The 15,568-nt window shown below is 70.5% G+C and carries 15 protein-coding genes and 1 pseudogene; 5 read left to right on the top strand and 11 right to left on the bottom strand.

Annotation, left to right across the window (positions count from 1 at the left end; genetic code table 11):
• The first annotated feature begins 67 nt into the window (after positions 1–67).
• Positions 68–613 carry a GNAT family N-acetyltransferase gene (locus AC3ETA_RS35715; RefSeq protein ID WP_432197040.1) on the top strand — a complete coding sequence of 182 codons (546 nt, stop codon included), beginning with the start codon at positions 68–70 and terminating at the stop codon, positions 611–613.
• A 48-nt stretch (positions 614–661) separates the two neighbouring features.
• Here AC3ETA_RS35715 and AC3ETA_RS35710 read toward each other — a convergent pair whose 3' ends face one another.
• The 7 genes from AC3ETA_RS35710 to AC3ETA_RS35680 all read right to left on the bottom strand — a co-directional run bounded on the left by AC3ETA_RS35710 (position 662) and on the right by AC3ETA_RS35680 (position 8,677).
• Positions 662–2,215, bottom strand: coding sequence for a type IV secretory system conjugative DNA transfer family protein (locus AC3ETA_RS35710; RefSeq protein WP_432197039.1), 1,554 nt, complete (start codon positions 2,213–2,215; stop codon positions 662–664).
• Between the two features lie 9 nt (positions 2,216–2,224).
• Complete coding sequence (locus AC3ETA_RS35705; protein ID WP_432197038.1) at positions 2,225–3,634, bottom strand: ATP-binding protein; 1,410 nt, start codon at positions 3,632–3,634, stop codon at positions 2,225–2,227.
• A gap of 6 nt (positions 3,635–3,640) precedes the next feature.
• A complete protein-coding gene (locus AC3ETA_RS35700) occupies positions 3,641–5,200 on the bottom strand; it encodes an SCO6880 family protein (protein ID WP_432197037.1) in 1,560 nt (519 codons plus the stop codon).
• Positions 5,197–6,522, bottom strand: a complete 1,326-nt coding sequence (locus tag AC3ETA_RS35695) for a hypothetical protein (RefSeq protein WP_432197036.1) — start codon at positions 6,520–6,522, stop codon at positions 5,197–5,199. The genes AC3ETA_RS35700 and AC3ETA_RS35695 overlap by 4 nt, the downstream gene beginning before the upstream one ends.
• On the bottom strand, positions 6,512–7,342 hold the full coding sequence (locus tag AC3ETA_RS35690) for a DUF8175 domain-containg protein (protein WP_432197035.1): 831 nt from the start codon (positions 7,340–7,342) through the stop codon (positions 6,512–6,514). Before AC3ETA_RS35690 ends, AC3ETA_RS35695 begins: the two co-directional genes overlap by 11 nt.
• Positions 7,343–7,540: 198 nt before the next feature.
• On the bottom strand, positions 7,541–7,849 hold the full coding sequence (locus AC3ETA_RS35685; protein ID WP_030950340.1) for a hypothetical protein: 309 nt from the start codon (positions 7,847–7,849) through the stop codon (positions 7,541–7,543).
• A gap of 363 nt (positions 7,850–8,212) precedes the next feature.
• Positions 8,213–8,677, bottom strand: coding sequence for a MarR family winged helix-turn-helix transcriptional regulator (locus AC3ETA_RS35680; RefSeq protein WP_432197034.1), 465 nt, complete (start codon positions 8,675–8,677; stop codon positions 8,213–8,215).
• A gap of 240 nt (positions 8,678–8,917) precedes the next feature.
• Here AC3ETA_RS35680 and AC3ETA_RS35675 point away from each other — a divergent pair, with 240 nt between their 5' ends.
• On the top strand, positions 8,918–9,901 hold the full coding sequence (locus AC3ETA_RS35675; RefSeq protein ID WP_432197033.1) for an alpha/beta hydrolase: 984 nt from the start codon (positions 8,918–8,920) through the stop codon (positions 9,899–9,901).
• 187 nt (positions 9,902–10,088) lie between these two features.
• Here AC3ETA_RS35675 and AC3ETA_RS35670 read toward each other — a convergent pair whose 3' ends face one another.
• On the bottom strand, positions 10,089–10,691 hold the full coding sequence (locus AC3ETA_RS35670; RefSeq protein WP_432197032.1) for a TetR/AcrR family transcriptional regulator: 603 nt from the start codon (positions 10,689–10,691) through the stop codon (positions 10,089–10,091).
• 90 nt (positions 10,692–10,781) lie between these two features.
• Between AC3ETA_RS35670 and AC3ETA_RS35665 the strand changes: the two genes are divergently transcribed.
• Entirely contained in the window at positions 10,782–11,771 is a 990-nt protein-coding gene (locus tag AC3ETA_RS35665; protein WP_432197031.1) for an oxidoreductase, read from the top strand.
• A 204-nt stretch (positions 11,772–11,975) separates the two neighbouring features.
• Here AC3ETA_RS35665 and AC3ETA_RS35660 read toward each other — a convergent pair.
• The 3 genes and pseudogenes from AC3ETA_RS35660 to AC3ETA_RS35650 form a co-directional block, all read right to left on the bottom strand.
• Positions 11,976–12,317: pseudogene (locus tag AC3ETA_RS35660) on the bottom strand (DUF1330 domain-containing protein); the annotation flags it as partial.
• Positions 12,318–12,473: 156 nt separating this feature from the next.
• Positions 12,474–12,596 (bottom strand): hypothetical protein, encoded by a 123-nt coding sequence (locus AC3ETA_RS35655; protein ID WP_432197030.1) that lies wholly within the window; start codon positions 12,594–12,596, stop codon positions 12,474–12,476.
• 75 nt (positions 12,597–12,671) lie between these two features.
• Positions 12,672–13,145, bottom strand: coding sequence for a hypothetical protein (locus tag AC3ETA_RS35650; protein ID WP_432197042.1), 474 nt, complete (start codon positions 13,143–13,145; stop codon positions 12,672–12,674).
• A 442-nt stretch (positions 13,146–13,587) separates the two neighbouring features.
• Here AC3ETA_RS35650 and AC3ETA_RS35645 point away from each other — a divergent pair, with 442 nt between their 5' ends.
• The gene (locus AC3ETA_RS35645) at positions 13,588–14,595 is read left to right on the top strand and encodes a C40 family peptidase (RefSeq protein ID WP_432197029.1); all 1,008 of its coding nucleotides are present in this window, start codon (positions 13,588–13,590) and stop codon (positions 14,593–14,595) included.
• Between the two features lie 201 nt (positions 14,596–14,796).
• Positions 14,797–15,507, top strand: coding sequence for a phosphatase PAP2 family protein (locus tag AC3ETA_RS35640; protein WP_432197028.1), 711 nt, complete (start codon positions 14,797–14,799; stop codon positions 15,505–15,507).
• The last annotated feature ends 61 nt before the right edge of the window (positions 15,508–15,568 follow it).

Below are 15,568 nucleotides of genomic sequence, written 5' to 3'. Positions count from 1 at the left end.
AAAATTTGAAAAAGGCCCACACCTAAATCGGTGTGGGCCTTTTTGTTTTTCCGTTAGCTTGAGTCGTATGAACTACGTCATCCGATCCATCCGTGCGGACGAGTGGCCGGCCGTCAAGGAGTTGCGGCTTGCGGCACTCCAGGACCCGGTTGCCCATATCGCCTTCCTGGAGACGTACGAGGAAGCTCTCGCACGGCCCGACTCCTTCTGGATGGACCGGGCCGCCGGGGGCTGCGAGGGTGCCGACGGGGCGCAGCAGATCATCGTCGAGGCGCCGGACGGGCGTTGGGTCGGGACGTTGACCGTGCTGATCGAGGAGCCGGGGACGACCGACTGGGCCGGGTATCGCGTGGAGCGGATGCAGGGGCATGTGGTCGGAGTCTTCGTGCGGCCCGAGGAGCGGGGCAGTGGGCTGACCGAGGTGCTGTTCGATGCCGGCCTGGAGTGGGCCTGGGGGCGCGGTGCCGAGCGGACGCGGCTCATCGTGCACGAGGACAACGGGCGGGCCCAGCGCTTCTATCGGCGGGTCGGGTTCGTACCCAGTGGGCTTCTCGTGCCGTTGTCCGGGAGCCCGGAGGAGAAGGAGCTGGAGTTCGTCCTGGAGCGGCCGTAGGGGCCGTAGGCCTTAGGTAGGGGCGTTTCCGTGCCGCTCCGGCCGTTGTCAGACCGGGAGTTCGTCGTGCGGCCAGCGGGAGCGGGCCTGCTCGCGGGACCGGAGCAGGGCCAGGGTCGGCATGCCCCGGTCCGCTCCGGTGGCCAGCAGCTCCGGCAACTGGGGAAGCGGAGCCACGGCGGCGACGTCGTCCAGGACGAGCGTCATTGGTGGGTCGAGGCGACCGGAGGATGACCGTTCGGCCATGCGCCGGCCGCGCTCGACCACGCTTGCGGCGAGGGCCGTCAGGAGTGGCATGGCGCCCGGGTTGGCTCGGGGGTCCTCGATGGATTCACCCACCACATAAAGCGTGCCCCCTTCATCAACGAAGGAATCCAAGGTGAGGGCATCAGTTCGGTTGGGAGTGCAGGACTCCCGGATGTTGACCATGGACAGGGCGGCGAGTGCTCTGGTGGTCAACTCCTGTGCCATGTCCCGGCGTTCGGGATGGGCCGTGAGGGCGGCTTCGAGTTCTCCGGCCGAGCCCGGGGCCGCCTTGGGGTTCGTGCGCAGGATGCGTACCGCGTCCTGGATCTGGGTGCCCTGGGACCAGCGGTGCACATGCCGGATGGTGCGGCCGTCGACGGCTGCGGCGTGCAGATAGCTGCGCAGGAGGGTCTGGGCCGTGTCGCTCACCGCCTGGTCGAGGCGGGAGGTCGGGCGGACCGGGGTCAGGAGGGCAGCTGCCCGCGCGATCGCTGTCTGCTTGTCCTCGCAGCCGGTCGTGGGGGTCCAATGCAGGCGGGCCGGGGTGTCGCAGAGGTGGGTGGGGTCGTAGAGGAGGACCGGGCCGAGTTTGCCGCGGGCGTCCTTCGTGTCCTGCCAGAGGGCCGGGTTCGAGGTGACGACGACGGTGGGGCCCTCGGCGTCGCGTACCGCCTGCGCGGCGGTCGTCTGGCGGGCTTCCCTCGGGGCTACGAGGATCCGCTCGCCTCCGCCGACCCGCGCGGCGGGCAAGGGGGCGGCATGGGGGGCCGCCGGCAGTGCTTCGTCGCTGACGGGCAGCTGTTCGAGCGGTGTCGGTGTCGGTGACGGGGTGTAGGGGCGGGTCTCCGGCGGGGGGTTCTCGACGTGCCGGGCTGCCGTCGGCTCCGGCTCCGGCTCCCTGCGCGGTGCCGGCACCACGCCCCGGAACGGTGCGGGCGGCGGCGCCGGTTCGTTCCCGGGCGCCGCCTTTCCCGCGCGTCGTCCTGCCCTTACCGCTCGCCAGCGGGCCACCGTGCCCAGCACGAACACCGTGAGCACGACGAGGATCATCAGCTGGCCGATGAACAGGCCCCAGAACAGGCCGTACCCGGAGAGCTGTCCGGCCGGGGTGTCGGGCCAGGCGCCGGGGATGTCGTGGGGCTCGGCGATCAGGGAGCGCATCGCGAGCGGTGTGCGGGTGAAGGCGACTCCGGACGGCCAGGCGCCGTTGGCGAACCAGCCCGCCAGGCCCGTCGCCGTCCAGACCAGCAGGGTTATGCCGAGGAGGAAGGCGAGTATGCCGATGAGGAGGCCGTCGGGGATGCCTCCCTGGCCTTCCCGGTGCTGTCTGCCGTCGCGGCGGTCGTCCGGTCTCACGCAGTCTCCCTACGCCACCGTCGATTCGGAGTCGCCCAGGTGTTGCTCCACGAACGCCGCCGCCCGCTCCTCGGCCTCCAGCTCCGCGGCGCGCAGGACGTCGTCGGTCAGGTCGCTGGACGACTCGGTCATCGCGCGGTCGGTGAAGACGAGGGGGCGTTCGGTCTCGGTGACCAGGTGTTTGACGACCTGGACATTGCCGTTGACGTCCCACACGGCGATGCCCGGGGTGAGGGACGGGATGATCTCCACGGCCCAGCGCGGCAGGCCCAGTACGCGGCCCGTCGCCCTCGCCTCGTCGGCCTTCTGGGCGTAGATCGTCCTGGTCGAGGCCATCTTCAGGATCGCGGCGGCTTCCTTCGCCGCGGCGCCGTCGACGACGTCGGACAGGTGGTGGACCACCGCCACGAAGGAGAGGCCGAGACGGCGGCCGAACTTCAGCAGGCGCTGGAAGAGCTGGGCCACGAACGGGCTGTTGATGATGTGCCAGGCCTCCTCGACCAGGAAGATGCGCTTCTTCCGGTCGGGGCGGATCCAGGTGTGTTCCAGCCATACGCCGACGATCGCCATCAGGATCGGCATGGCGATGGAGTTGCGGTCGATGTGGGACAAATCGAACACGATGAGGGGCGCGTCCAGGTCGATGCCGACCGTCGTGGGGCCGTCGAACATGCCCCTCAGGTCACCGTCGACGAGACGGTCCAGCACCAGCGCCACGTCCAGGCCCCACGCCCGTACGTCGTCTATGGCGACGTTCATCGCCTCCGCCGACTCCGGCTCGGGGTGCCGTAGCTGCTCGACGATGTCGGTCAGGACGGGCTGGCGTTCGACGATGGTCTCGTTGACGTAGGCGTGCGCGACCTTGAGCGCGAACCCGGAGCGCTCGTCGAGGCCGTGGCCCATCGCGACCTCGATGATCGTGCGGAGCAGCGCGAGCTGGCCCGTCGTGGTGATCGCCGGGTCCAGGGGGTTGAGGCGGATGCCCTGGTCGAGGGCGGCCCTCGGGTCGAGCCGGATCGGCGTTATGCCCAGCTCCTGCGCGATGAGGTTCCACTCGCCGGCGCCGTCCTCGCCCTGGGCGTCCAGGACGACGACCTGGCGGTCGCGGAAGCGGAGCTGGCGCAGGACGTACGTCTTCTCCAGGGCCGACTTGCCGTTGCCGGACTCGCCGAGGACCAGCCAGTGGGGGGCGGGGAGCTGCTGGCCGTAGAGCTGGAAGGGGTCGTAGATGTAGCCCTTCCCGGAGTACACCTCGCGGCCGATGATGACGCCCGAGTCGCCGAGGCCGGGGGCGGCGGTCGGGAGGTAGACCGCCTGCGCCTGGCCCGTGGACGTGCGCACCGGAAGCCGGGTCGTCTCGACCTTCCCGAAGAGGAAGGACGTGAAGGCGTCGGTGAGGACGGACAGCGGGTCCCGCATCAGGTCCTACCTCCGAATGCCGGTGGCGAAGGGGAGTGTGTTGACGAATGCCCGGTGGTGCTCGCGGTCGCACCATTCCAGCTTCAGATACGACTTTCCGGCGGACGCCCGGATGGTCCGCTTGTCGCGTGCGAGGGACTCGGGGGAGCGGGAGGAGACGGTGATGTAGCCGACCAGGTTGACGCCGGCGGCGCCGCTCGCGAGGTCCTCGCCGCGCTGGTCGAGGCGGGTGTGGGCGGCGACGTCGCGGGGGTCGACGGTGCGGTTCATCTTGGCGGCGCGGCTCGCCTCGGCCTCGTCGTTGGTCTTCTCGGTGAGCATGCGCTCGATGGCGATCTCGGTGGGTTCGAGGTCCATCGTGACGGCGACCGTGCGGATGACGTCCGGGGTGTGCACGAGCAGGGGCGCCAGGAAGTTGACGCCCACCGGGGTCATCGGCCACTCCTTCACCCAGGCCGTGGCGTGGCACCAGGGGGCGCGGGTGGAGGACTCGCGCGTCTTCGCCTGGAGGAACGTCGGCTCCATCGCGTCCAGCTCGGCCGGCCAGGCATTGCGTTTCGTCATCGCCTGGATGTGGTCGATCGGGTGGTCCGGGTCGTACATGGAGTGGATGAGGGAGGCGAGGCGGCCCTGGCCGAGGGGCTGCCGTACCCGGATGTCCGCCTCCTGGAGGCGGGAGCAGATGTCGGTCAGCTCGCGGGCCATGACGACCGCGAGGCCCGCGTCCCGGTCGACCTTGCCGCCGCCGTGCGGGCGGGACGCGCGGGCCATCGCCAGCGCCTCGGCGGCCAGTTCGCGGTTGAAGTGCATGCAGGCGACGAGGTAGGCGCGGTGCTGCTCGCTGCTCGTCGACACCATGGACTGGAGTTGGTCGTACGACTGCTGCAGCCAGGCCGGGGAGCGCTCGTCGCCCCGTACGGCGACGTCCTTGGCGTGGGCGTCCGGGTCGGCCGGGAGGGTGCGGGCGAGCATCTGGAGGCGGGTGACGAAGCCGTCCCCGTTGGCGACGTGCTTCAGCAGGGTGCCGAAGCGGTCGACGAGGGCCTCCTGGTCCTCGGAGTCGCGCAGGCCGACGCCCGGGCCCTCGATCTCGATGGCCGCGGTGACCGTGCGGCGGTCGGCGTGCAGCAGCACGGCGATCTCGTCCGGACCGAAGGGGGCGGCCAGCCAGGTGATGCGGCCGATGCCCGGCGGCGGACCGACCTCGACCTCACGGCCGTCGATGCGGGTGCCGGCCTCGACCGCGCCGGAGCGGTAGGCGGTGCCCTGGCGCAGGCTGCGCTTGTAGCTGCGGTTGATCTCGAACCACTTGTAGAAGGTCCGGTGCTTGTACGGCACGTAGACCGCGGCCAGCGCGAGCAGCGGGAAGCCGGTCAGCAGCACGATGCGCAGGGACAGGACGGGGACGAGGAGTCCGCACATCATGCCGAGGAACGCGCCGACGATGATCAGCGCGATCTCGCCGGTCTCCCGGTTGCGTCCGACGACCGCGTTCGGCCGGGCTCGGCCGATCAGATATGTACGGCGGGGCGTGACCGTATGGGACACGTGGGACTGCGTCGTCAACGCCCGTCACCTCCTGAACGATTGCTGTTGCGGGTGTTACTGGCGTGCGGGGTGTTCACCGGGCTGCCCGAGCGGGGTGCGGGTGCGGCGGAGGGGACAGATCCGCCGCCTCCGTTCGGGGAGCGCGAGCTGTGCGCGGCCACGCCGCCGGAGGCGGGGTTCGAGGGGCGGGCGGCACCGGACGCGCCGCCGCCGTTGTTGTCCGCGCGGGAGCTGTGTGTCTTGATGCCCTGGGCGACGAGGGTCGCCGGGCTGCTGATCACGGCGGCGGCCTTGCCCTCGGCGCCGCGCATGATGCGGTTGTTGCGGCCGCCGGCGATCTCGTCGCCGAAGCCCGGGACGAAGCGGTAGATCATCGCGCTGGCGAAGATGGCGAGCAGGATGATGGCGAGGCCCGAGACCACGGCGGAGAAGGCGCCGGGGCCGTCGTCGGCGGAGAGCGCGCCGGCCAGGCCGAGCACGATGACGATGACCGGCTTGACCAGGATGACGGCGATCATGATGCCGGCCCAGCGGCGGACGTGGCCCCAGAGGTTCTTGTCGACCAGGCCGGCGTAGACGACGGTGCCGAGGAGGGCGCCGACGTAGAGCAGGGCGGCGCGGATGACGAGCTCCAGCCAGAGGATGCCGGCGGCGAGGATGCTCACCAGGGAGACGACGATCAGCATGATCGGGCCGCCGCCGATGTCCTCGCCCTTCTCCAGGGCCCCGGAGAAGGTGCCGAAGAAGGTGTCGGTCTGGTCGCCGGTCGTTTTCGCGAGGACGTCCGTGACGCCGTCGGTCGCCGATACGACGGTGTAGAGGATCAGGGGGGTGAACGCGGACGCCAGCACGGTCAGCCAGAGGAAGCCGACCGCTTCGCTGATGGCGGTGGTGAGGGGGACGCCGCGCACGGCTCGCTTGGCCACGGCCAGCAGCCAGATGAGGAGCGTGAGGATCGTGGACGCCGCGAAGACGACTGCGTACTGCTGGAGGAACTTGGTGTTCGTGAAGTCGACGTTCGCGGTCTCCTGCACGGCTTCGCTGAGCTGCTTGACGGTCCAGGCGGCGGCGTCGGCACAGCCTCTGGCCAGGGAGGAGAGGGGGTCGAGTGTGGAGGTGGGGTCGGTGAGGGAACGGCCGCTGCCGCCCCCGCCGGAGCCGCCGTTGTCTTGTTCGCAGTAGTCCTTGGCGCGGCCGACGATGAGGTCGCAGTCGACACCCGACGGGGTCGGTGACGGAGTGGGTGCGGCGACAGCGCGCGTGGCCGTCAGCACGGCCGCTGCCTGCACAGCGGTCAGGGCGGCGGCCACCTTGAGTACGCGGCGCGGGTTATCGGGCATACGTGAACCCTCCGTACTCCTCGACTGCCTTGGCCATCTCATCGGCGCTGGAGGCCCTGCTGTCCCCGGGGACGGGGGTGGGTCCGTCCTTCTGGGAGAAGCTCGCGACCTTCCAGTCGCCGTTCACCCAGCGAAGCTGGAGCGTCATGGTGAACCAGTCGCTGCCGGCCGGATTGGTCGAGCTCTCGCCGGCCATGCCGAACACGCCGGTGCACCACACCTCGACGGTCGCCGCGGAGACCGAGTTGCTCGTGACCTTGGTGCCGACCGGCACCGCCCGTGAGACGTAGGTGTTGCCGGGGGTCGCGTTGCCGTTCTCGTCGAGGCCGATGCTGCTCAGGAACTCCCTGGAGTACGCCTTGTCGAACTTGGCGGTGAGCTCGGCCTGCTTGTCGGCGACGAAGACCTGCTTGACGATCTCGGCTCTGCGGGTCGGCTGGAGGATGTCGGCCGAGACCAGCGTCACCGCATAGTTGGCCGCCGCGCTCTGCGCCCCCTGTTCGTCCCGGGCGAAGCCGCCGGGGATTCCCGCCGACTTGCCGTCCACCGGGCGGGTGCCCGATGCCGCTGTCGTTGAGGAATTCGGCTGGTTCTCGTCCCCGTTCGGGGAAGCGGAGTCGTCTCCTCCACGGTTCGCGAAGGCGATCGCGGCGATGAGGAGGACCACCACGCCGACGACGGTGACCAGGCTCCGGGACGACGAACGGCCGCCCCGCCGCGCACCCCCGTACACGTCACCGCTGCTCTCGGGCAGCCGCGTGCGGGTCTGACCGGTGCCTCCGTAGCCGCCGGAGGTCTCCCGTTCGTCTCCGAGACTCATGCCGCGTACGCCCCCTCGACGTCGGACAGATACACGTTGGAGTACGACGGTAGCCGTGCTGGTTCCCGCTTGGGCGCGGTGTGGTGACTCGACATCAGGGAAACGCAACCTCAGCCGGTGGGCACGACGGGTGGGTGGGGGACTAGGGGGACCGGGCGTGCCCGGAGCGGACGGAGGGGGCCGGGGATGCCGGGGCGGCTAGACCGCCATGCCGTACACGATGGTGAACAGCGTGCCCAGTGAGCCGATGATGAAGACGCCCGTGAGACCGGCGACGATCAGCCCCTTGCCCTGCTCGGCGCTGAAGGTGTCGCGCAACGCCGTGGCGCCGATGCGCTGTTTGGCCGCCCCCCAGATGGCGATACCGAGGCAGATCAGGATGGCGACCGCCATGACGACCTGGATCATGGTCTTCGCTTCGTTCCCCAGTGCCCCGAACGGGCCCCAGTCAGGGGCGATCCCGCCGATGATGGTGTTGATGTCGCCCTTGTCGGCCGCAAAGAGCATGTAAGTCACCGCCCCTGTTGGGTAGTTCCGCAGTCCCCTGCGGTGCGCAGAGGTCAGGCATCATTCTCGCCGACAATGCTGCCGTCGTATGTCGACTTGCCGTCATTGATGGGCGGGATTCGTACGAATACCTCGCACGGTCACTCTGTGTATCACGGCAGGTCACGCCGGGCAACGAGGTCAGAGCGGAACCTGTCGTGTGGCTCTGTCGTTAGCCCTCTTCACGCCGGGTGCCGTTTCTGACGGCCGGCCGGGTGAGTTGTCGTGCCGGTGTTCTGCGGGTGAAGGCTATCCCGGGACGGGGAACCGGGTGTCCCTGGGGCGGTGTCGCGGCGCGGGGTCTGCACGGATGGTGACGGAGCGTCAGTGGGGCCGGTCCTCGGTGACGTTCGTCGTGATCAGGCGCAGCAGCTGCTTGGCCAGGGCGTCCTGTTCCGGCGTCAGGCCCATCGCGTCGCCGATGGCGAGCGGCACGGTGGTGGCGCGGTCGTGGAGCTCGGCGCCGGCCTCGGTGAGGCGGATGGCGACCGAGCGTTCGTCGTCCCGGCGGCGCTCGCGGCGCAGCAGGCCGCCCGCCTCCAGGCGCTTCAGCAGGGGCGACAACGTGCTGGACTCCAGCTGGAGAGCCGCGCCCAGGTCCCGTACGGAGATCGAGTCCCGCTCCCAGAGGACGAGCATGACCAGGTACTGCGGGTAGGTCAGGCCGAGTTCGTCCAGGAGGGGGCGGTAGCGCGCGGTCACTGCGCGGGAGGCGGCGTAGAGCGCGAAGCAGAGCTGGTCGTCCAGGAGGAGGGAGCCCGAGGAGGGCGGCTCGGTGGGTCGGCTCATGGGGCGCTCCGGGGGGCTTGGGTTTTCGGTGAGGGCTGTTTTCGGTGGGGGCTGGGTTCTTGGTGGAGGTCGGGTTCTTGGTGGGGCTGGGGTCTTGGTGGCTTGATTCTATCGGGCAGTACATCATCGCGCCCTAATGAGTTGCGCACGACTTAATGGCGCGCTACTTTCATGGTGTGCCGCCGCACCCGGTCGATCCCGCCGGGCAGGCCCCGCGGCACCCGATCCGAGGAGATCGCCATGACCGACACCACCCCCACCCCCACCCCCGCCCGCCCCGTACTGGAGCCCGCGGCCCGGGCCTTCGCCGAGGCCACCGCGAATCCGCCGTATCTCTTCGATCTGGGGCCGGCCGAGGGGCGCAAGGTCGTCGACGAGGTGCAGTCCGGGGAGATCGCCAAGCCGGATGTCGACGAGGAGTGGGTGACCGTGGCCGGTGGACCGACCGGCGAGGTCAGGGTCCGGGTCGTGCGGCCGGCCGGGGCGACCGGGACGCTCCCGGTGATCATCTACATCCACGGTGCGGGCTGGGTCTTCGGCAACGCCCACACCCACGACCGGCTCGTGCGGGAGCTCGCCGTCGGTACCGGTGCCGCGGTCGTCTTCCCCGAGTACGACCTCTCGCCCGAGGCGCGCTACCCCGTCGCCATAGAGCAGAACTACGCCGTGGCCCAGTGGGTCGTCCGTGAGGGCGCGGACAGCGGCCTGGACGCCGGCCGGATCGCCGTGGCCGGTGACTCGGTGGGCGGGAACATGACGGCCGCGCTGACGCTGATGGCCAAGGAACGCGGCGATGTGCCGCTGGTGCAGCAGGTGCTCTTCTACCCGGTCACCGACGCCTCCTTCGACACCGCGTCCTACCGGCAGTTCGCCGAGGGGTACTTCCTGCGGCGGGACGCCATGCAGTGGTTCTGGGACCAGTACACGACCGAGGAGGCGGAACGGGCGCAGATCACCGCGTCGCCGCTGCGGGCCGGTGTCGAGCGGCTCCGGGGGCTGCCGCCGGCGCTCGTCATCACCGCCGAGGCCGATGTGCTGCGGGACGAGGGCGAGGCGTACGCCGCGAAGCTGCGCGAGGCCGGGGTGCCGGTGACCGCGGTGCGGTACCAGGGCGTCATCCACGACTTCGTGATGCTGAACGCGTTGCGGGAGACGCGGGGGGCGGAGGCGGCCATCGGGCAGGCGGTGAGTGTGTTGCGGGGTGCGTTCGGCTCCGGAGTGTGAGGGGCGCCTTGTCGCCGTGGGGGTGCGGTGGCGTGGTGGTCGCCCTGGGGGTGCCGGTGGTGTGGCTGAAGCCGTAGAGGTGCGGTGGTGCGGTGGTGTGGCTGAAGCCGTAGAGGTGCGGTGGGTTGGCGGCCGCGGGTTCGATGTGGCCGGCCGTGCGGCTCCCCGTGCCCCTACGGGTGCTCGGTCACCGGGGCTTCAGACCGTTCAGCAGGTGGTGGACCAGGCCCTCCACGCCCGCCAGGGCCGCTTCCGGGGTCAGCCAGCCGGCCGCGATGAAGCCGGCCATGCCGTGGAGAGCGGCGCCCGTGACGAGGTTGAGTTCCTCGGGGTCGCCCTCGATGATCTCGCCGCGCTTCTGGGCGTCGGCTAGGACCCGTTCCAGGCTGCCGACGGTCCGCTCGACGGCCGTGGCCATCTGCTCCGAGGTGTCCGGCTCGTGCTTGCGGGCGTACATGAGCTCCAGGAGCTCGGCGTTGTCGATGGCGAAGCCGAGGTAGGCGCGGGCGAGCGCGGTGAGCCGGGGTTCCAGCGGGAGTGCCGGGTCCTCGGCGGCGCTCAGGGCTCGGCTGAGTCGGTCGTAACCGGCCAGGGCGAGGGCGTTGAGCAGGGCCTGCTTGTCCTTGAAGTGGCGGCCGGGGGCGGCGTGGCTGACGCCGACCGCGCGGGCCAGTTCGCGTAGTGAGAGGGAGCCGACGCCCTTGTCCCGCAGGGTGCGTTCGGCCGCGGCCAGCAGGGCGGCGCGCAGGTCTCCGTGGTGGTAGGGGCGGCTCTCGGGCATGCGGACCATCGTAGCTTCATGTAGTCGGCGTCATCATTGTTGGCGCTGTCACCATTGTTGTCATTGACAGCATTGTTGGCGGCGCCTACATTCGTTTGCATGGCTGACAACACGAAGACCAACAGCAAGAGCAAGGCGTGGGACGTGGGGCGGCTGCCCGATCTCGCCGGGCGCACGGCCGTCGTCACCGGGGCCAACAGCGGCATCGGCCTCACCGCCTCCGCGGCGCTGGCCGGCGCGGGCGCGCATGTCGTGTTCGCCGTACGGGACCTGGAGCGGGGTCGGAAGGCGGCGGCGACCGTGTCCGGCAGCACCGAGGTACGGCGGCTGGACCTGGCGGATCTGTCGTCCGTGCGGGAGTTCGCGGACGCCTGGCAGGGGCGGCCGCTGGATCTGCTGATCAACAACGCGGGCGTGATGATGCTGCCGCAGCAGCGGACGGCGGACGGCTTCGAGATGCAGTTCGGCACGAACCATCTGGGCCACTTCGCGCTGACGAACCTGCTGCTGCCGTACGTCACGGACCGGGTGGTGACGCTGTCGTCCGGCGCGCACCGCTGGCCCGGGGCGCGGATCCGCTTCGAGGACCTGGACTTCGCGTCCGGCTACGACCCGAACCGTGCGTACGCCCAGTCGAAGCTGGCGAATCTGCTGTTCACGCTGGAACTTCAGCGGCGACTGGCCCAGGCCGACTCCCCGGTGCGCGCCTTCGCCGCCCACCCGGGGTACGCGGCCACCAACCTCCAGAGCCATGCGGGCAGCCCGGTGATGCGTGCGCTCATGAGGATCGGCAACCGGTTCTTCGCCCAGGACGACCGCGCGGGCGCACTGCCGACGCTGTACGCCGCGACGCAGGACCTGCCCGGCGCGAGCTACGTCGGGCCGGACGGGCTGGGAGAGATGAGGGGCGCGCCGACGCTGGTGAGGCGGAGTGCGGCTGCGAGCGACGCGGGTGTGGCGCGGCGGTTGTGGACGGTTTCGGAGGAACTCACGGGGGTGAGCTGGCCGTTGGGAGCGACTGAGCGGGCGGCGGACCGTCAGCCGGCGGTCGGGCAGATGCCGGTCGGGCAGGTGGCGGCAGAGCGCTGAAACGCCCCGCCGCCCTCGCCGGGGCTCACTGCGGTGCGAGGCGCGGCGCCGGGACTGCTCGCCGGCTTCCAGCGGGCCGTGCGGGAAGGGGCCTCGGTACCGAGTGGTACATCCGACAGGACATCGCTAACGCCGGCGCTGTCCGGTCGGAGCGAGCTGACCGCTTGAGCGGACGGGCAGCGGCGAGGGTGTCGTCGGCTGGTCCGCGGGGAGCGTGGCCCGTAGAGCCTTTGCTGTGGTCGTGGGGTCGTAGTCGGTGGGGACGCCCTCGACCAGGATGATGTCGCCCTTGATGTGGCGGGCGCGGAGAGGGGCGATCTTCTGGTAGGCGGGGGAGTCCCACCAGGTGCGGGCCTGCGTGATGTCCGGGAAGCCGATCACCACGACGTGGCCGGGCCAGTCGCCCTCCTTCGTCTCGTGCGGGGTGGCGTGCACGAGGAAGCGGCCGCCGTACGGCTCGAAGGTGGCGGTGATGCGTTCCATGTACTCGGCGATCTCCGGGTGCGGGGTGGCGTCCTGGAGGTGGGCGATGGCGTAGGCGGGCATGGTGTCCTCCCTGTCGGTCGGGCTCGGTCCCTCTGCCGACGATCGTGGCAGGCGGGCTCGGGTGAGGCGATGACGCGGGAGGTAATGCCGGGCAGGGGTGCCGCGCGAGTGGTGCTCGGCAGGCAATACCCGGTGGTGCCGGGACCCGCGGGAACGTCAGCCGGCGAACATTCCCGCAGCCGAGTTGATCCAGGTGCCCGTGCTGGAGACTGCCGCGTCGGAGGCCAGGAAGGTCGCCAGTGCGGCGATGTCCGCGATGCGCGGGGATCGCTTCGTCATCCGCTGGCCGTCCAGGTGGGTGGGAGCGGACGGCCTCCCCTGCTGCTTCGTCCAGGCCGCGGGCGCCCGTGGACGTCAGCGATGCGCGGGGACCGCTTCGTCATCCGCAGGCCGTCCAGGTGGGTGGGAGCGGACGGCCTCCCCCGCTGCTTCGTCCAGGCCGCGGGCGCCCGTGGACGTCAGCTTCTCGGGGGTCAGGCTGTCACTGACGTCGGCGGTCCGGATCCCGCAGGCCCGGGCGCCGGCGGTTCGACCTCCTGCGCGTCGTCGCCTCGCGCGAGGTGAACCGGAACGGGTTCGGCGGCATCGTGAGCACCACGTCCTCGCGGACCAGCTCGGCCACGGCGTCGAAGTCGGCACGGGCGGACGCCTCATGTACCGCTGGGGCGGCGCGAGGTCACCGGCGCCGGGCTCCGCCGCCGACCAGTCCTCACGCCGCTCCGGCAACGTCTGCCGCAGCGCCGAACGCCCGCGCTGGACGGCGCTGTTCGCCGAGGCGACGCTCGTGTCCAGCGGCTCGGCGGTCTCCTGGGCCGTCCACCCGGCCATGTCCCGCGGGATCACCGCGGCGCGTTGCCGGGGCGGGAACTGCTGGATCGCGGTGAGGAAGACGAGCTCCAGCGTCTCGCTCGCACGGCCTCGTCGTCGGGTCGGCGTTTTCCTGCTGGTGAGGGGCGGGGGCGTCGGGCAACTGGTCGTCGGGGAAGGGCGGCAGCCAGGGCAGGCGCGGGGGCGGGGGCCGTCGCCGCAGCCCATGCCGGGGACGGGCTCGTGGGTGCTCGGACGCCGGTTGTGCCTGCGCAGGAAGTCCAGCCAGGCGTTGTGGCGACTCGGTGGGCACGAGGGCGGCGGGGCCACGGCCGACGTGTCGTACAGCGTGGTGTTCGGGGCCGAGACGGCGCACTCGTACGACGAGAGTGCCGGTTGCCACGAGTCCCAGGTGGGAAGCTCCTAGACTGGCACGGGCGGACTCCCGGCGAGCGAGGGGCGGTTGACGGTGCGTAAGGCATGGATCGTGGCGGGTGCCGCTCTCGCGGTGGGCCTCAGCTTCGTGATGCTGCTCGTCGTCGGGGTCTTCGTCGTCGCCGGGAACCTCGCCGGCGGGGTCGGCGGAGCGTCGAAAGCGCTGGCCAAGGGGGCCGTGCCGGCCGCCTACCGGGACATCGTGCAGAAGTGGGGCAACCTGTGCCCCGCCATCAACCCCGCGCTGCTCGCCGCCCAGCTGTACCAGGAGAGCGGCTTCAACCCGAACGCCAAGAGCCCGGCGGCCGCGCAGGGCATCGCCCAGTTCATCCCGGGGACGTGGGCCACGCACGGGGTCGACGGCGACGGCGACGGCGACCGCGACGTGTGGGACCCGAAGGACGCGATCCCCTCGGCCGCCTCGTACGACTGCAAGCTCGCCTCCTATGTGAAGGACGTGCCCGGCGACGCGACGAAGAACATGCTCGCGTCCTACAACGCCGGGGCGTACGCGGTCATCAAGTACGGGGGCGTGCCGCCGTACAAGGAGACCCAGAACTACGTGAAGACGATCACGACGCTGGAGGCGAGCTTCGCCGCGCCCGTCAGCCGGGTGGATCCCAGCGAGCAGGCCGCCGGCGCCATCTACTACGCGCAGAAGAAGCTGGGCACGCCCTACCTGTGGGGCGGCGAGGGCACGGCCGCGGACGGCGGGCGGTTCGACTGCTCGGGGCTGACGCAGGCCGCGTACGAGAGTGTCGGGATAACGCTGCCGCGCGTGGCCAACGACCAGTGGAACGCGGGGGCCCATCCGGCCAGGGACGAACTGCTGCCCGGGGATCTGGTGTTCTTCTCCGACGACCTCGACAACTCCCGGGCCATCCGGCATGTCGGGATTTATGTGGGCGGCGGGTACATGATCGACGCGCCGAGAACGGGTGCTGTGATCCGGTTCGACCCGATCGACACCCCGGACTACTTCGGAGCCACCCGGGTGACCGAAGATGGCGCGAAAGCGCTGCCCACGACGGTGTAGACGTAGCGTGAACCCACCCCCTGAGCTGCGGCGATGGGTCTCTCTTCGATAACGTCTGCGTGATCATTCAGTGGAGGGTGGAACGTATCAACAGGGGTCGTGCGTTCCTGGTTCCGTAGCCGGATCCACAACCACGGGGGTGGGCGGGACGGCGTACGCGTGATGCGCCGAGCGAAGAGACGACGAAGGGGCCGCGGCATTATGGCTGGACTCGCAGAATCCGGGTCGAACCCCGACGTCGAGCTGCTTTACGACATCAATGGCCTGGCCAAGGACGCGCCGCACTGGTTCGACCGGGTCATGGGCTACGTCGGTGAGTACGGGCTGCTCTTCGCGCTGATCGTGGCCGTGGTGTGGTGCTGGTGGTCCGTGCGGCGGCGTGGGGCCGAGGACGCCGCCTCGTCCGTGGCCGCGCTCGTCTGGGCGCCGCTGGCCGCCGGGGTCGCCGTGCTCGTGAACGTGCCGATACGGGGTTTCGTCGAGCGGCCCCGGCCCTTCAACCAGCACCAGGGGCTCGAGGTCCTGGTGAGCGGCAAGACCGACTACTCCTTCGTGAGTGATCACGCGACGATCGCGATGGCGCTGGGCGTCGGATTGTTCGTCGCGAACCGGAAGTTCGGGCTCGTCGGCATCGGGCTCGCTCTGCTGGAAGGGTTCTGCCGGGTCTACATGGGCGTGCACTACCCGACCGACGTCGTCGGCGGCTTCGCGCTCGGCACCGCCGTGGCCCTGCTGCTGTCACCGCTGGCGATGGCCCTGCTGACGCCGCTCATGTCCGCCATCGAGCGGTCGCCGCGGGGCGGTTGGCTGATCAGGGCGCGTGGGCGGTCCCGGGACGGCGGGCGCGAGGCGCTCATTCCGGGAGCCCGGAAGGAGAGCGCGGGGGCCGAGGAGCGGGACCTGGCGGCGTGACGCTCCGCCGACGACCCCCAGGGCGCTACAGGGCCTGTGAGCAAGTACGGCCCCCCGAGGG

The sequence above is a fragment of the Streptomyces sp. bgisy027 genome, assembly GCF_057710365.1.
Note: the sequence above shows the minus strand (reverse complement) of the source record. Positions and strands in the feature narration are given on the sequence as shown.

What these genes read in the sequence shown, in the direction of transcription:
- AC3ETA_RS35715 (WP_432197040.1), top strand. Translation starts at nt 68, where the DNA reads ATGAACTACGTCATCCGATCCATCCGTGCGGACGAGTGGCCGGCCGTC.
- AC3ETA_RS35705 (WP_432197038.1), bottom strand. Translation starts at nt 3,634, where the DNA reads ATGCGGGACCCGCTGTCCGTCCTCACCGACGCCTTCACGTCCTTCCTC.
- AC3ETA_RS35695 (WP_432197036.1), bottom strand. Translation starts at nt 6,522, where the DNA reads ATGCCCGATAACCCGCGCCGCGTACTCAAGGTGGCCGCCGCCCTGACC.
- AC3ETA_RS35690 (WP_432197035.1), bottom strand. Translation starts at nt 7,342, where the DNA reads ATGAGTCTCGGAGACGAACGGGAGACCTCCGGCGGCTACGGAGGCACC.
- AC3ETA_RS35685 (WP_030950340.1), bottom strand. Translation starts at nt 7,849, where the DNA reads ATGCTCTTTGCGGCCGACAAGGGCGACATCAACACCATCATCGGCGGG.
- AC3ETA_RS35680 (WP_432197034.1), bottom strand. Translation starts at nt 8,677, where the DNA reads ATGAGCCGACCCACCGAGCCGCCCTCCTCGGGCTCCCTCCTCCTGGAC.
- AC3ETA_RS35675 (WP_432197033.1), top strand. Translation starts at nt 8,918, where the DNA reads ATGACCGACACCACCCCCACCCCCACCCCCGCCCGCCCCGTACTGGAG.
- AC3ETA_RS35670 (WP_432197032.1), bottom strand. Translation starts at nt 10,691, where the DNA reads ATGGTCCGCATGCCCGAGAGCCGCCCCTACCACCACGGAGACCTGCGC.
- AC3ETA_RS35665 (WP_432197031.1), top strand. Translation starts at nt 10,782, where the DNA reads ATGGCTGACAACACGAAGACCAACAGCAAGAGCAAGGCGTGGGACGTG.
- AC3ETA_RS35655 (WP_432197030.1), bottom strand. Translation starts at nt 12,596, where the DNA reads ATGACGAAGCGATCCCCGCGCATCGCGGACATCGCCGCACTGGCGACC.
- AC3ETA_RS35650 (WP_432197042.1), bottom strand. Translation starts at nt 13,145, where the DNA reads ATGGCCGGGTGGACGGCCCAGGAGACCGCCGAGCCGCTGGACACGAGC.
- AC3ETA_RS35640 (WP_432197028.1), top strand. Translation starts at nt 14,797, where the DNA reads ATGGCTGGACTCGCAGAATCCGGGTCGAACCCCGACGTCGAGCTGCTT.